The organism is Conexibacter arvalis, from assembly GCF_014199525.1.
Classification (GTDB): Bacteria; Actinomycetota; Thermoleophilia; order Solirubrobacterales; family Solirubrobacteraceae; genus Conexibacter; species Conexibacter arvalis.
Genome location: NZ_JACHNU010000002.1, coordinates 242,991 through 258,119 on the forward strand (window position 1 = coordinate 242,991; position 15,129 = coordinate 258,119).

At 76.1% G+C, this 15,129-nt stretch carries 12 protein-coding genes; 5 read left to right on the forward strand and 7 right to left on the reverse strand.

The features are described from left to right. Window positions 1-41: 41 nt before the first annotated feature. Window positions 42-2,216, forward strand: a complete 2,175-nt coding sequence (locus BDZ31_RS09695; RefSeq protein WP_183341504.1) for an MMPL family transporter — start codon at window positions 42-44, stop codon at window positions 2,214-2,216. A 27-nt stretch (window positions 2,217-2,243) separates the two neighbouring features. Here the strand turns inward: BDZ31_RS09695 and BDZ31_RS09700 are convergent, their stop codons facing one another. Both BDZ31_RS09700 and BDZ31_RS09705 read right to left on the reverse strand, forming a co-directional pair. Then, window positions 2,244-3,302: an AI-2E family transporter gene (locus tag BDZ31_RS09700; protein WP_183341506.1), complete on the reverse strand. Its 1,059-nt coding sequence runs from the start codon at window positions 3,300-3,302 to the stop codon at window positions 2,244-2,246. A gap of 26 nt (window positions 3,303-3,328) precedes the next feature. Next, window positions 3,329-3,607, reverse strand: coding sequence for a hypothetical protein (locus BDZ31_RS09705; RefSeq protein ID WP_183341508.1), 279 nt, complete (start codon window positions 3,605-3,607; stop codon window positions 3,329-3,331). Between the two features lie 154 nt (window positions 3,608-3,761). Between BDZ31_RS09705 and BDZ31_RS25510 the strand changes: the two genes are divergently transcribed. The 3 genes from BDZ31_RS25510 (at window position 3,762) to BDZ31_RS09720 (ending at window position 7,568) form a co-directional block, all read left to right on the forward strand. Next, the gene (locus tag BDZ31_RS25510) at window positions 3,762-5,258 is read left to right on the forward strand and encodes a cytochrome P450 (RefSeq protein ID WP_183341510.1); all 1,497 of its coding nucleotides are present in this window, start codon (window positions 3,762-3,764) and stop codon (window positions 5,256-5,258) included. A gap of 99 nt (window positions 5,259-5,357) precedes the next feature. Further along, a complete protein-coding gene (locus BDZ31_RS09715; protein WP_183341512.1) occupies window positions 5,358-6,152 on the forward strand; it encodes an SDR family NAD(P)-dependent oxidoreductase in 795 nt (264 codons plus the stop codon). Between the two features lie 306 nt (window positions 6,153-6,458). Beyond that, window positions 6,459-7,568: a flippase-like domain-containing protein gene (locus BDZ31_RS09720; RefSeq protein WP_183341514.1), complete on the forward strand. Its 1,110-nt coding sequence runs from the start codon at window positions 6,459-6,461 to the stop codon at window positions 7,566-7,568. Between the two features lie 75 nt (window positions 7,569-7,643). Here BDZ31_RS09720 and BDZ31_RS09725 read toward each other — a convergent pair whose 3' ends face one another. Then, window positions 7,644-8,024, reverse strand: coding sequence for a GatB/YqeY domain-containing protein (locus BDZ31_RS09725; RefSeq protein WP_183341516.1), 381 nt, complete (start codon window positions 8,022-8,024; stop codon window positions 7,644-7,646). A gap of 66 nt (window positions 8,025-8,090) precedes the next feature. On the opposite strand from BDZ31_RS09725, the gene BDZ31_RS09730 reads away from it, so the two are divergent. Then, window positions 8,091-8,525: a DUF1810 domain-containing protein gene (locus BDZ31_RS09730; protein ID WP_183341517.1), complete on the forward strand. Its 435-nt coding sequence runs from the start codon at window positions 8,091-8,093 to the stop codon at window positions 8,523-8,525. A gap of 10 nt (window positions 8,526-8,535) precedes the next feature. Here the strand turns inward: BDZ31_RS09730 and BDZ31_RS09735 are convergent, their stop codons facing one another. The 4 genes from BDZ31_RS09735 to BDZ31_RS09750 all read right to left on the reverse strand — a co-directional run bounded on the left by BDZ31_RS09735 (window position 8,536) and on the right by BDZ31_RS09750 (window position 15,059). Next, window positions 8,536-9,228: a hypothetical protein gene (locus BDZ31_RS09735; RefSeq protein ID WP_183341519.1), complete on the reverse strand. Its 693-nt coding sequence runs from the start codon at window positions 9,226-9,228 to the stop codon at window positions 8,536-8,538. After that, window positions 9,225-10,001 (reverse strand): hypothetical protein, encoded by a 777-nt coding sequence (locus tag BDZ31_RS09740; protein ID WP_183341521.1) that lies wholly within the window; start codon window positions 9,999-10,001, stop codon window positions 9,225-9,227. Before BDZ31_RS09740 ends, BDZ31_RS09735 begins: the two co-directional genes overlap by 4 nt. Window positions 10,002-10,059: 58 nt before the next feature. Beyond that, window positions 10,060-13,194 carry a choice-of-anchor D domain-containing protein gene (locus tag BDZ31_RS09745; RefSeq protein WP_183341523.1) on the reverse strand — a complete coding sequence of 1,045 codons (3,135 nt, stop codon included), beginning with the start codon at window positions 13,192-13,194 and terminating at the stop codon, window positions 10,060-10,062. 149 nt (window positions 13,195-13,343) lie between these two features. Next, a complete protein-coding gene (locus BDZ31_RS09750) occupies window positions 13,344-15,059 on the reverse strand; it encodes an NAD(P)/FAD-dependent oxidoreductase (RefSeq protein ID WP_183341525.1) in 1,716 nt (571 codons plus the stop codon). Between the last annotated feature and the right edge of the window lie 70 nt (window positions 15,060-15,129).

Below are 15,129 nucleotides of genomic sequence, written 5' to 3' on the forward strand. Positions count from 1 at the left end.
CTCAGTCGAAATCTAGACTCCGTCTGCTTATCGTCGCGGCCATGACCTCGATCCTCCGCACCCTCGCCCGTGCGACGACCCGCAGGCCCCGGCTGTCGGTCGTCGCCCTCCTCACCGCCCTGCTCCTCGGCACCGTCGGCGCATTCGCCGGCGGCGGCGACCTGATCGACGACTTCACCGTCCCCGGGATCGAGTCGCAGAAGGCGCAGGACCTGATCGCCGAGCGCTTCCCCGACCAGAGAGGCGACTCGGCGACCGTCGTCCTCAGCGTCCCCGACGGCACGCTGAGAGCCGGGGAGCGCAGCGTCGAGATCGGCAGGGCGATCGCCGCGATCGAGCGCCAGCCGAACGTGACCGGCGTCGAGGACCCGCTGTCGGCCGGCCACCTGTCGAGCGACGGCCGCACCGCCTTCGCGACCGTCTCCTACGACGGCACGGCCGACGACCTCGGCGCCGATCCGCGCAGACGGCTCGAGCAGGCGACCGCGCCGCTGGAGGCGGCCGGCGTGCAGGTCGCGATGTCGGGCCCCGTCGTCGACGCCGGCAACGACGTGAAGCTGCCGGTCGGCGAGATCGCCGGCGTCGTGCTCGCGCTCGTGCTGATGCTGGCGGTGCTGCGCTCGCTGCGGGCGACGCTCGCCTCGCTGCTGACGGCGCTGCTCGGCGTCGCGTTCGGCTTCGGCCTGCTCGGCCTGGCGGCGGCGGGGATCGAGATCCCCAGCCTCGCGCCGACGATGGCCGCGATGCTCGGCCTCGGCGCCGGCATCGACTACGCGCTGCTGAACGCGGCGCGCCACCAGGAGGAGCTGCGCGCCGGCAGATCGCCCGCCGACGCCGCCGTCACGACCAACGCGACCGCCGGCCACTCGGCCGTGACCGCCGCCGGCGTCGTGCTCGTCTCGATCAGCGGCCTGCTCGTGACCGGGATCCCGTTCGTCGGCAAGGTCGGCGTCGCCGCCGGCGTGATGGTGCTCGTGACGGCGCTCGTCGCGGTGGTCCTGCTGCCGCCGCTGTTCGCCGCCGCCGGCAGCCGCATGCTGCCCCGCCGCACGCGCCGCGCCGCGTCCGGCGCCACCGGCGCCCCCGCCGACGACGCCACCGCCGCCCCGGCCGCCCCCGCGCCCTCCGCCCCGGCCCGCAGAGGCTTCGCGCTGCGCCGCCCGCGCATCGCGCTGCTGCTCGGCGTGATCGTCTCGGCCGCGCTCGCGATCCCGGCGCTCGGCCTCGAGCTGGGCCAGCCCGACAACGGCAACCTGCCGCAGAAGGAGACCCAGCGCCAGGCCTACGACCGCCTCGCCGCCGCCTTCGGCCCCGGCTTCAACGGCCCGCTCGTCGTCACCGTCGACGCCGACAGAGGCGGCGACGTGCGCGCCGCCGCCGACCGGGTCCGCGACGCGCTCGCCGGCGCCGACGGCGTCGCCTCGGCCGGCGAGCCGGTGCTCGACGAGGCCGGCGACGCGGCGCTGATCACCGTCTTCCCGACCACCTCGCCGCAGGACAGCCGCACCTCCGACCTCGTGCGCGAGCTGCGCGACGAGACGATCCCGGCGGCGCTCGACGGCGACGCGGGGACGCAGGCGCTCGTCGGCGGCTACACGGCGCGGCTGGTCGACGAGGCCGGGCGGATCGCCGACCGCCTGCCGCTCTTCGCACTCGTCGTCGTCGGGCTGTCGCTCGTGCTGCTGGCCGTCACCTTCCGCTCGCTGAAGATCGCGGTGCTGTCGGCGGTCTTCAACCTCGTCTCGATCGCCGGCGCCTACGGCGTCGTCCACCTGCTGTTCCAGACCGACGCCGGCACGAGCCTGATCGGCGTCGACGTGCAGCCGGTCGTCCCATACACCCCGCTGTTCATGTTCGCGATCCTGTTCGGCCTCTCGACCGACTACAACGTCTTCCTGCTGTCGCGCGTGCGGGAGGAGTGGCTGAAGCGCGGCGGCCACGTCGCCGCGGCGGTCGCGGAGGCGAGCATGCGGACGCGCTGGACGATCACCGCGGCCGGGGCGATCATGATCGTCGTCTTCCTCGGCTTCGCGACCGACCCCGACTCGACCGTGAAGATGACCGGCATCGGGCTGGCGACCGCGATCCTGATCGACGTCACGCTCGTGCGGCTCGTGCTGGCGCCGGCGTCGCTGACGCTGCTCGGCGACCGGCTGTGGAGACGGCCGGCGCGGCCGCTCGCCGCCGCCGGCGCGGAGCGGTCCCGGCACGGCTGACGGTCCCGCCGCACCGCCTCGTTGCGATCACCCGGCCGTGCGCCGACGGAGCGGAGCCGCTCGCGCCGTCGCCGCCGCCCGCTCCTCCGCGCGCCACGCGAGCCACTCGCGCAGCGCGATCTGGAGCGCGGCGGCGGTCGGGATCGCCAGCAGCACGCCGATCGCGCCGAACAGCGTCCCGCCGCAGAGGACCGCGAACAGCACGACGATCGGCGCGACGTCGACGGCGCGGCGCTGGATCAGCGGCTGCAGCACGTTGTTCTCGAGCTGCGGGTAGGCGACCGCCCACAGCGCCCACAGCAGCGTCGTCGCCGGGAAGCCGACGAAGACCGTCACCAGTCCGATCGTCACGCCCCACAGCAGCGAACCGATCACCGGCAGCAGCGAGCCGAAGGCGATCACGACCGCGAGCGGCTCGCGGAACGGGATCCCGAGCGCCGTCATCACGACGTAGCCGGAGACCGCGGCGATCAGCGCGATCGACAGCTGGGCGCGGACGTAGGCGAGCGTCGCGCCGCGCACGTCGCGCGCGGTCCGCTCGGCGCGGGCGCGGTGCTCGTCCGGCACGAGCCGCAGGCCGGCGGCGGCGAGGCGGTCGCCGTGGAGCGTCATCGCGATCGCCAGCACGAGCACGACGACCGCCGAGACGGCGGCGCTGACGATCCCCGCGACCGCGGTCGAGGCGAGCGAGAGGAGGTCGTCGACGCGCGCGGGCAGGTCGGCGGCCGCCTCCCGCACGCGGTCGACGACCTGGTACTCGTCGTCGAGCCGGCGGAAGGTCTCGTTCTCGTCGAGCCAGGCGCCGGCCTCGTCGATCCACTCGGGCAGGCGGCGGACGAGCGCCTGCGCCTGGTCGGCGACGGTCGGCCAGATCAGCAGCGCGAGCCCGACCGGGACGGCGAACAGCGCGACATAGACGCAGGCGACCGCGAGCGGCCGCGGCAGCCGCCGCTCGAGCAGCTCGACCGGCCCGGAGGCGACGATCGCGAGGAAGGCGGCGATCGCCAGCCACGCGAGCGGCTGGCGCAGCCGCCACAGCAGCCACAGCGCGACCGCCGTGCCGGCCACGACCAGCACGATCCGCACGGCGGCGCGCGTGATGTCGGCGGTGCTCAGCGCGAGACGAGCTTGAAGAAGGTCGAGTCCTCCCCGCTGCTCTTGTGCTCCTGATGGAGGAAGGCGAGGTTGCGGTCGTCGAACGTGTCGAACCACTCCTCCCAGGAGATCGGTCTCAGCTCGTCCTCGCCGGCGCCGCCGGGGAAGTCGATCCGCAGCACGCCGGCACCGCCCTCGCCCTCCGTGCCGCGCACGCTCGCCGGTCTGCCGTCGTGGGCCTCGACCCAGCGGCGGATCTCGTCGTGGTCGGTGGTCGTCTTCGTCTCGGACGCCATGTCGGCACCTCCTGAAGTGGTCGGGCCTTCCCCGCTACCCGGCGAACCGCGCGCCGATCGCGCGAGCCGAGCCGCAGGTCGCGGCGCGGACCCGGCCGGGGCGGCGCGGGTCGTGCGGTGTTTCGACGCGCGGCGGCGGGGAACCGTCGCGACGATGAAGCTCGCGCTCCCGCCCGGACCGCGCGACGGACGGCTCGAGCAGACGGTCCGCTTCCACCGCGACCCGCTCGGTTTCCTGCGCGCGGCGCGGGCCGAATTCGGCGAGGTGTTCACGATCCGCCTGCTGGTGACCGGGCCGACGGTCGTCGTCGCGGCGCCGGAGGCCGTCGCGCCGCTGCTCGCCGCCGACCCGCTGCGCGCCCGCGGCGGCGAGGCGCGGCGGCGCGTCCTCGGCTTCGTCTCGCCCCGCTCGGTCCTCGGCGCTGACGGCGGCGAGCACCGCGCTGCGCGCGCCCGCGTCGAGCCGGCGTTCGCCCCGGCCGCGGTCGCCGCCCGCCGCGCCGCGATCGCCGAGCTGGCCGAGCGGCACGCGCGCTCGTGGCCGCGCGACCGCCCGCTGCGGCTGCTGCCGCGCACGCGCGCGCTCGCCGACGACGTGTTCGTGCGACTCGTGCTCGGCATCCGCGACGAGACGCGGGCGCGGCTGCTGGTTCCGGCGATCCGGCGGATGCTGTGGACGCCGGGCTATCCGCCGCTGCCGCCGCCCGGCGAGGGCGCCGGCTTCCTTGGCGAGCTCGCCGGCCCGCTGTTCGACCGCCGCGCCGAGCCGGTCCGCCGGCTGCTCGCCGCCGAGCTGGAGGAGCGACGGCGCGACGGAGACGCGGCCGCCGCGCCCGCCGCCGGCGGGGCCGCGGGCATCGTGGCCGAGAGTGGGTCCGCGCCCGCCGCCGGCACGGCCGCCGGCATCGTGGCCGAGAGCCGCGGCGCGCCCGCCGCCGCGCCCGACCTGATCGACTGCATGGTCGGCGGCGTCGCCGCGCCGCCGCTGCCGACCGCCGCGGCCGTCGACCAGCTGATCCCGCTGCTGGCCGCCGGTCAGGAGCCGCCGGCCTGCGCGCTCGCCTGGCTGCTCGACCGGGTCGCGCGCGAGCCCGAGCTGGCCGCGCCGTTCTTCGACGCGACCGCCGACCCGCCTGCGGACGCCCGTCCAGATGCCGCCGACGGCGCGCCGATCGCCGCGCGGAGCGGCGCGGGCGTCGGCGCGGCCGCCCCGACCGGCGCGGCGGCCACGTCCGCCGCGCGCGAGCGGTTCGTGCGCGAGACGCTGCGGCTGCGGCCGCCCGTCCACGCGGTCGTGCGGCGGCTGCGCGAGCCGTTGACGGTCGGCGGCGCGACGCTGCCGGCCGGCGCCGTCGCGCTGCTGCCGACCGTCCTGCTCCACCGCGACCCGCTCGCCTTCCCGGACCCGGACGCCTTCCGTCCGGAGCGGTGGGCGTCGGCCCCGGACGAGACGCCGTACCTGCCGTTCGGCGGCGGCGAGCGGCGCTGCCTCGGGGAGCCGCTCGCGCATGCACTGCTCGAGACGGCGCTGCCGCTGCTGGCGCGGGAGGCGCGACTGCGGCCGATCGGCCGCGAGCCGGAGCGGATGGTCGTCCGCGGCACCGTCACGGCCGCACGGCGCCGCGGCCTCGCGCTCGCGCGGCCACGGTGATCGCCCCGCACGCCGCTGCCGGTTCCGCCCGCCCACCGCCGGCATCGCCCGGCACACGTCCGCCGTTTTCGCCCGCCCCGTGCCGGGCACCTGCGCTGCATGGGAACGACCACGCGGCCGCTCGCGCTCGTCACCGGCGCCTCCAGCGGCATCGGGCGCGAGCTGGCGAAGGAGTTCGCGCGCCACGACTTCGACCTCGTGATCGCCGCCGACGACGCGCAGCTCCAGGACGCCAAGCGCGAGCTGGAGGCGCTCGGGGCGAACGTCGACGCCGTCACCGTCGACCTCGCGGGCGACGCGGGCGTCGACGAGCTGTGGCGGCGGACCGAGGGGCACGGTCGCCCGCTGGCCGCTGCCGCGCTCAACGCCGGCATCGGCGTCGGCGGCGCCTTCGCGACCGACACGAGACTCGAGGACGACCTGCGGGTCGTCGACGTCAACGTCCGCTCGACCGTCCACCTCGCCAAGCACGTCGCGCAGGCGATGGAGCGGCGCGGCGAGGGCCGGATCCTCTTCACCTCCTCGATCGCCGCGGCGCTGCCGGGCACCTACCAGACGGTCTACAACGCCTCGAAGTCGTTCGTGCAGTCGTTCGCGCTCGCGCTGCGCGAGGAGCTGAAGGGCAGCGGCGTGACGGTCACGTCGCTGATGCCGGGCCCGACCGAAACCGAGTTCTTCGAGCGCGCCGGCATGGACGACACGAGGATCGCCGCCGGCGAGAAGGACGACCCCGCTGACGTCGCCCGCGACGGCTTCGAGGCGCTGATGAGAGGCGACGAGCGCGTCGTCTCCGCATCGCTGAAGACGAAGCTGCAGGCCGCCGGCAGCCGCGTGCTGCCCGACGCGGCGAAGGCGCGCCTGCAGGGGCGCGAGTCGAAGCCCGGCTCGGGCTAGACGGGCTCGGCGAGCCGCTCGGCGCGGGCCTCCGGCCCGACGCTCGACACCGCGCTCGTCCACGCTCCCCACCGCGCCCGCGCCGCGCTCGACGCCTCGTCTTCACCCGGACCGCTCACTTTCGACGCCGGCGCCGGTCCTACCCGCATGACCAGTCCGAGCCGGCGAGCAGCGGACAACCCCACGGGCGCGGGTGCGGCTGCCCCCACCGCGAGAGGCGGGCCATCGGGATTCCGCCGCGGCGCGCGCGCCGCGAGTGTTCTCCCCGCGCCCGCGCAGGGAGCGCAGGACGCAGATCGACCGCCGATGGACTCCCCGCCCGACACCGCCCATGACCAGCTGCCGCCGAGCGCGCTCGAGCCGCGCCGGCTGCTCGCGGGCGCGGCGCAGGTGGCGGCGCTCCTGGGAGCGTTGACGCTCGTCGCCCTGCTGGCGCCCGGCCTCGGCGAGGTGCGGGCGCTGCTGGCGGGCGCGAGCGTCGGCTGGATCCTGCTGGCCGTCGCGCTGCAGCTGCTCTCGTGCCTGTCGTACGTGCTGCTGTTCCGCGCGATCTTCTGCGCGGGCCGGCCGTGGGCGGTCGCGCAGCGGATCGGCTGGTCGGCGCTCGGGATGGGGTCGATCGTCCCGGCCAGCGGCGCGGCCGGCCTGGCGCTGGGCGGGTGGGCGCTGGTCCAGGACGGGATGGAGCCCGAGCGCGTCGCGCGCCGCTCGGTCGCGTTCTTCCTGATCAAGGGCTCGGTCAACTTCGTCGCCGTCGCGGTGCTCGGTGCGGCGATGGCGATCGGTCTCGTCGGCCCGCCGGTGTCGCCGTGGCTGACCGTGCTGCCCGCGGCGCTGTCGGTCGTGGCGATCGTCGCGGTCGTGCTGCTGCCGCGGATCGGCGAGGGCGAGCCGGCGCCGCCCGGCGCGAGCAGGACCGCACGCGGCCTGGCGACCGCCCGGCGCAGCGTCGTGGCGGGGACGCGCGAGGCGATCGAGATCGTGCGCGGCGGCGATCCGCTGATGGTCGCCGGAACGGTCGGCTACTGGATCTTCGACAACGCCGTGCTGTGGGCCGCCTTCCGCGCCTTCGGCGCCGACGTCGACATCTCGGTGATCGTGCTCGGCTACCTCGTCGGCCAGCTCGGCGGCCTCCTCCCGATCCCCGGCGGGATCGGCGGCGTCGACGGCGGCCTGCTCGGCATGCTGATCGCGTTCGGGGCCCCGGCCGCGGCGACCGCCGCCGCCGTCCTCGCCTACCGCGTGATCCTCTTCTGGATCCCGCTGATCGGCGGTGCGTTCGGCTTCGTCGCGCTGCGCCGGTCGCTGCCGTCGTCGCGCCGGCCCGCGCCCGCTCGCCCGACGGCTTCCCGCCCGGTGCCGATCGCCGCCTGCCGCGCTCGCCGCTGCGAGCTGCCCGAGCGCGCGAGCGCCTGAGGCGGTCCGGCTCAGACGATCGCCGCGAGCGTGTCGGCCTCGGCCCGCGCGCGAGCGCCTGAGCCGCCGGCAGGATCAGACGAGGGCCGCGAGCGCGTCGGCCTCGGCCCGCAGCCGCGCCGCTTCGTCGGGTCGGCCGAGCCGCTCGTAGTCGGCGGCGACGTCGCGGCGCTCCTCGATCTCGCGCACGACGACGGCGCGGATCGCCTCCTCGCCGAGCGCCGCGCGCGCCACCTCCCCGGCTCCCAGCCCGCCGACCGTGCCGGCGAGGTGCTCGTTGTCGACCGCGCGCAGCCCGGCGGAGGCGGGATCGACCGCCTCCGCGTCGTCGATCGCGGTGAGCGCGGAGCGGATCGCGGTGATCGTCGCCCGGTCGCGCGCCTTCATCGCGCTCGACAGCGCTGCGCGAAGCCGCGCGCGGATCTCGGTCGGTTCGCTGGTGCCCTGTTCGCTCATGTGACCGGCGATCGTAGCGGCGCCGCGATCGGCCGCCGGCGCGCCGCCCGCGCTATCACTGCACCCATGGCGACTGACCCCGACCCCCATCGCCTGCTGCGCTTCGTGCAGGCACAGGACGAGGCCGGCACCTACGAGCGGGCGCTCACCGAGCTGCGCGCCGGCCGCAAGACCGGCCACTGGATGTGGTTCGTCTTCCCGCAGATGGCCGGCCTCGGCCGCAGCGCGACGGCGCGCGAGTACGCGATCGAGTCGCTCGACGAGGCGCGCGCCTACCTCGGCCACCCGGTGCTCGGCGCGCGTCTGCGCGAGTGCGCCGCCGCCCTGCTCGACGTCCACGACCGCGACGCCCGCGAGATCCTTGGCGCGGTCGACGCGATGAAGCTGCGCTCGTCGATGACGCTGTTCGCCCGCGCTGCGCCCGACGAGCTGCTGTTCCAGCAGGTGCTCGACCGCTACTTCGACGGCCACCGCGACGCGGCGACCGAGCGACTCGTCTGAGGCCGCCGGTTCACGCGCGCCAGCGGTCGGTCGTGAGGCACCGTCTCAGCGGGCGGCGCAGCACTGCGTGGCAGTACTCGTCTATCCAGCGGACGCCGAACGAGTAGCGCGGCCATTCGTCGTCGCCGCCGATCGACACCTTTCCCCGGCCGACGACGACCGAGTCGCCGACGAACGCGCTGAACGCGCACGAGAAGCGCGCTTGCCCGGCCCGCCGGCAGCGGGATCGGACGCTGCCGGCGTAGGCGGGGTCGAGCAATGCGTCGGCGGTGCTGGTCGTCTGGCGACGTGCCCAACGGAGGTCTGGGACGACGAACGAGACGTTCGCGTCCAACGCCGCCGTCCAAGGGCCGTCGACCGGCTCACCGGGAAGGAGCGCGCCGAGGCAGCGGGCCGGATCGGCGGCGACGGTGACCGCGAGCGTGCGCCCGCGGACCTCGACGGCGGTGACGCGCGCGAGGCTGCCGCGCGGGTGGGCGTCGCCCTTCGTCCCGCCGATCCGCGCGCCGACCACCGGGGCGGTCGCGTAGGCCAGCCGCGCTGCGGCCGGCAGGCGGTACGTCGCGACGGCGACCGACCGGCAGTCGGCGCCCGCGAACGTCAGCGGGACCACGCGCGTCTCCGCCGCGGCGCTCTGGGCGCCGCCGAGCGCGCAGACGGCGGCGCCGGAGGCGAGCAGGCCGACGATGCGCGCGCGGCTCATTCGGACTCCTCGTAGCTGAAGTCGAACCGCATCGAGCGCGACCCACCGTCGGTGCAGGTGACCCGTTCGCCGGCGTAGCCGCGATCGACGCTCGCGCAGACGATGCCGCTGGGCAGCGCTCCCCACTCCTCGGCCTCGTCGACCTCCGCGAGCGCCGCCCGGACCTCGGCGCAGCTCATCGCGGCCGCGAAGACGTTCGCGTAGCGGGTGACGACGCCCGTCGTCGAGGAGATTGCGCAGCCCGGCGCGTCGCTGCGCTCGAGCGTGAGCCGCCGCTGCACGAAGCCCTCCCGGTTCCCGTAGCCGGGGAAGTTGAGCACCTGCAGCCGGCCCGGCCGCGGCCGGCCGTACGCGACGAGGTCGCCGCCCTCCGTCAGCTCGGCGCGCTCGACCCGCCAGCCCTTGACGACAACGATGTGGTGGCGCCGCGGCCCGCCGGTCTGCGGACACCTGGACAGCGCCCTGCGGGTACCTCTGCGCAGCGTCCACAGCCCGCCGAGCTCGCTCTGGTCGTAAGAGATCGACGCCGACCGGATCCGCAGGATGAACGGGAACTCCAGCGCCGGCAGCGGGTCCGAGCGGTCGGCCGTCGACCAGCGCGGGTTGCGCCCGAGATGGCGCCGCTGCGCCGCCAGCGACGGCGCCTTCCACGGCACCGACGCGCAGGTGCGGAAGACGGCCGGCACGTCCGCCCGCGCGCCCGCGCCCCGCTCGGCGCCCGCGACGCCCAACGCGATCGCGATCGCCGATCCGCACAGAAGTCCCCGAAGCACGCGGCGAAGATAGTCGGATCGGCCGCGCCGTGTGCCAGTTCTCTGGTGCGTCGGAGACTCAGCGGATCCGCAGCGTGCTGGTCGCCCGCGCCGCGGCGCCGCCGCCGTCGGCCCGCAGCGTCAGCTTCACGGCGCCGCGGCGGGCGCCCGGGAGCGCGCGCAGCGTCAACGTGACTTCGCGTGCGGCGCCGGGAGCGAGCCGGCCGAGCGACACGACGATCGCGCGTGTCGGCTTCGGACGTCTGCCCTTGACGCGCGGCGGCTGCCAGCGCAGCGCGCCGGGGAGCCGCATCCGCAGCTTCGTCGCGACGGCGGCGCGGCCGCCGCGGTTGGCGACCGCGATCCGCAGGCGCACGGTCCGCCCGCGCCGGACGGTCGCGCGCGCCGGCGCCGTCAGCCGCAGCCGCGCGCTCGCGGCGCGCGGCCGGTCGCCGGGTCCGGGCTCGCCGCCCGGCCCCGGTCCCGGATCGCTCCCCGGCCCACGGCCGTCGCCGGGCCCGGGTCTCGGGTTCCCCCCGTCCGGGTCGTCTCCGGGCCCCGGTCTCGGGTCGCCGCCGTCCGGATCGTCGCCGGGCCCCGGTCCCGGATCGCCGCCGTCCGGATCGTCGCCGGGCCCCGGTCCCGGGTCGCCGCCGTCCGGAACGTCCGCCGGCAGCGCGGTTCCCGTCAGCTCGATCGTCCGCTCGCCGCCCTCGCCGTCGTTGGGGACGCGCAGCCGCGCATCGAGCACGCCGACGGCGGTCGGCGCGAAGCGGACGGTCGCGGCGCAGCGCTGGCCGACCGCGAGCGCGCTCCCCGAGCAGGCGTCGGCGACGACCGTCGCCGCTCCCCCGTCGACCGCGATCGAGCCGAGCCGCAGCGGCGCGTCGCCGCCGTTCTCGAGCGCGACCTCGGCCTCGGCGAAGAAGCCGACGCGGACGTTCCCGAGCGCGACCGACGCGGGCGCCTGCGCGACACCCTGGACGCCGCTGGCCGTCAACGCCACGACGTTCGGGCTCGACGGCGCGTCGCTGACGACGCGCAGCTCGGCGTCGAGCGGGCCGCGCGCGCCCGGCGCGACCGCGACCTCGACGTCGCAGCCGCCCGCGGCCGGGATCGGCGCGGCGGTGCAGGCGGCGGCGTCGACGGTCACCCGCGCGGCGTCGGGGCCGGCGGCGGCGATCGAGGCGATCCGCAGCGGCTGGTTGCCGGAGTTGACGATCGCCGCGGTCGCGGACGCGTGCTCGCCGACGGCGATCGGACCGAGCGCGATCGGCGCCGCGGTCACGCCCGAGGCGATCCCCCGCGCGCTCAGCCCGACGAGCGGCGCGGCGCCGACCGAGTCGCTGACGACGCGCACGGTCGCGCTCGCCGGACCGGCGGCGGACGGCGCGTACGAGACGCGCGCCGTGCAGGAGCCGCCGGGCGCGACGAGCGCGGCGCAGCCGTCGCGCGAGACGGTCCAGCCGGGACCGGCGCCGTCAAGTTCCAAGGCGGAGATCGACAACGGCTCGGTGCCGCCGTTGGCGATCGTCAGCTCCGTCGCGCCCGAGGCGCCGACTGCGACGTCGCCGAGCGCCAGCGTCGCCGGCGCGGTCGCGAGCGCGCCGGTCGCGGTGCCGGTCAGCCTGACCGAGTGGTGGGGCGCGCCGGCCGCGCGGTAGGCGTCGCTGCGGATCACGAGCGTCGCCTGCTTGGCGCCGGGCGTGCGCGGCGCGAAGCGGACCTGCGGCGCGCAGGCGCCCGTGCCGTCGGTGCAGGCGCCGAGGTCGCCGCGGACGATCTCGAACTCGGCGGCGTCCGGCCCGGTCAGGCTCAGCTGGTTGATGGCGACCTCGGCCGGCTCCTCCGCCTCGCCGGGCTGCCAGTCGACCGCGTCGAGCTGCACGGTCGCCGCCGCGCCGGCCGTGCCGGCGCGCTGGTCGCCGAGGGCGACCTCCGCCGGCGCGACGAGCCGGCGGCGCAGGGGCACGGCGATCAGCGCCTGCGTCGTTCTCACGGCGTTGCAGGTGAAGGCCGCCGCGAACGGCGCGGTCTCCGCCGCCCCGGGCGTGTCGTTGTGGAAGAGCGCCGTTCTGAAGGGCCCGCAGTTCATGTGCGTCAACAGCTGCTGCCAGCCGCTGGCGGTCTGCGCGAATCCGACCGCGGTGTCGCGTCCGATGCCCATCCAGTTGCCGCTGCCTGCCGGGTCGATCGCGAGGGCGCCCAGTCTGGCGCCGTCGATGCCGATGCTGCCGGCGACGATCGGCGGGTCGAAGCTCATGCCGCCGCGGCCGCGCCAGCCGTAGGCGTACATGCCGCCGAAGCCGGCGACGACGTCGGCTCTGCCGTCGACCGGCCAGTCGCCGTAGGAGGGCTTGTCTCCCCGCGCGGGCGGCGTCCGCGCGTCGCCGACCGCGAGCGCGGTGATCGGACCGCTCTGCCCCGGCTGGCTGAGCGTCGTCGGGGTCGTTGCGAAGTCGCCGTCGCTGCCGCCGAGGCCTCTGTAGATCTGGATCGTGCCGATCGCGGTCCCGATCACGAGGTCGAGCCGCCCGTCGCCGTCGACGTCGTGCAGCCGCAGCTCGCGCGCGTCGCCGGGGATGACGTCGAACCGCTGGAACATGTTGGTGGCGGACAGCCCCGTTCTCGTCGCCTCGTAGGTGACGACGCTGCGCGGTCGGACGGCGGCGTACGGGTCGTCGGTCTCGAAGGCTGCGGCGACGAGCCGCTTGCCGCTCGGCGCCGTCGCGCTCGCCAGCGCGGTGAGGCGCGTGGTGCCGGGCGGCGACGCGGGGGCGATCTCCTTGGTCGACTCCGTGAAGGTGCCGTTGCCGCTGTTGCGCAGCAGCGTGAGCCTGTCGGCGCCCCGCTGGGCGGCGACGACGTCAGGCGTCTGGTCGCCGTCGAAGTCGGTCACCGCCATCAGCTCGGAGCCGAGCAGGAACGTGCTCAGCTCTCGCTTGGCCCAGAAGCCGTAGTCGTCCTGGGTCACGAGCGTGATCCCGGCGAAGTCGCTGGCGGAGTAGCCGAACAGCGCGTCCTCCTGCCCGTTGCCGTCGAAGTCGGCGGTGACGACCGAGACCGGCCGCGCCGGCATCGAGCTGTAGTAGTCGTCTGCGGTCTGGAGCATGCAGCCGGAGGCCGCGGCGGCCGCGACGACCGTCCCGGCGAGGGCGAGCAGACGAGCGCGCGTCGTCGCGCGCGCACGGGGAAGCGATCGGCGCGTCGGCATCACACCGGTCATCGGCACGACCGGCTCCCGGCGCAGCGCCGCCGGGGCGGTTGGACGAACATCCGAGCGCCAGGTCGGCGTCCGCGCGCGAAGCCGCCGGCGGGCTCCCGTCGACGGCCGCGCGACCGCGGTCGATCCGACGCGGCGGCTCAGATCTTCTCGACCAGCCGCCGCGACGGCGGTGCGGGATGGCGCACCGCGGACCGCCGGCCCGGGAGCAGGCCGTGGACGAGCTGGACCGCGATCGACCCCTCGCCGACGGCAGACGCCACGCGCTTGACGGAGCCGTGTCGGACGTCCCCTGCCGCGAGCACGCCGGGCATGCTCGTCTCGAGCGCGAGCGGCCGGCGCTCGAGCGGCCATCCGGACCGGTCGGGAACGGACGCGCCGGTCCAGAGGAAGCCGTCGTCGTCGCGCGCGATCTCGCCCGGCAGCCAGTCGGTGTGCGGGCGGGCGCCGATCAGCGCGAACAGCGCGTCGGCGGCGACGGTCTCCTCCCTGCCCGTGGCCATGTCGCGCAGCACCAGCTCCTGCAGCCGCCCGTCGCCTCCCCCGCCGACGACCGTGGTCGCGGTGCGCACCTCGATGGTCGGCGTCGCGCGGATCTCCCGGACGAGATAGTGCGACATCCCGGCCTCCAGCGACTCTCTGCGCACGACGAGCGTGACGCGGCGCGCGTAGCGCGCGAGGTGGAGGACCGCCTGGCCCGCCGAGTTGCCGCCGCCGGCGACGAAGGCGTCCATGCCGGCGAGCGCGTACGCCTCGGTGGCCGGGCCGCCGTAGTGGACGCCGGCGCCGGTCAGCGCCTCGAGCGACGGCACGCCGAGGCGGCGGTAGCTGGCCCCGGTCGCGAGGATCACGACCGGGGCGCCGACGCGCCGCTCGTCGGCGAGCGTGAGGCTGATCCCGGCCCCTGCGCGTTCGAGCGCGGTCACGCGGTGCATGAAGACGAAGCTCGCCCCGAAGACGGCGGCCTGCTCGTAGGCCTGCTCGGCCAGCCGCCGACCGCTGACGCCTCTCGGGAAGCCGAGGTAGTTGCGGATCAGCGAGCTGGAACGGGCCTGGCCGCCGATGCCGCCCTCGTCGACGACGAGCGTCCGCAGCCCCTCCGAGGCGCCGTAGACGGCCGCCGACAGGCCCGCCGGCCCGGCGCCGACGATCACGACGTCGAAGTCGCGCTCGGCGAGGTCGCGCGGCGCGCCGGCGGCGTCCGCGATCTCGGCGTTGGACGGGTTGCTGAGCGCCCGCCCGTCCGGGAGCACCATCAGCGGGAGCTCGGCGCCGGGTCCGGCCCCCGCGATCAGCTCGCGCCCCCGCTCGGAGTCGGCGAGGAAGAAGTCGTGCGGCACGGCGCAGCGCTCGAACGTCTCCCGCAGCTCGTGGGCCCGCCCGGTCCACGCGGCGCCGATGATGTGGACGGTGTGCGGGACCCTCAGCTGCTCGGTCGCCCACTCCAGCAGGAAGGTGGAGATCGTGTTGTGGAAGTCCTCGTCCGGCCCCTCGCCCGGCACCCGGACGTAGTAGTCGACGCGGCCCGTGGCGATCGCGTCCAGGAGCGCCCCGGCGGTCGACGGGTCTGCCAGCGCTCCCCGCGCGACCAGCAGCCCGCGCTTGGCGTGCGGATGCAGCTGCCGGGTCCGCTGCAGCAGCCCGCCGTCGCTCGTCGCCGGCAGCGACATCGGGGCCAGCACCAGCGCGAGGTCGTCGCCGGCAGCGGCCAGCTCGCACAGCCGCTCCAGCGCGCCCGCGACATCGACCGCGCGCTCGACGCGGTAGTCGTGCCCGTAGCGCCCCGCGAGCTGGCTCGAGACGTGGCGCAGGCCGTCCTGTCCGCATTCGATGACGAGGAGGACCGGGAGCCGCATGACCAATCGTCTCGACAGTAACGGCCGATCCGCCAGATGTGAACAGCTTTCCAGACTGATGGCGCTCGAC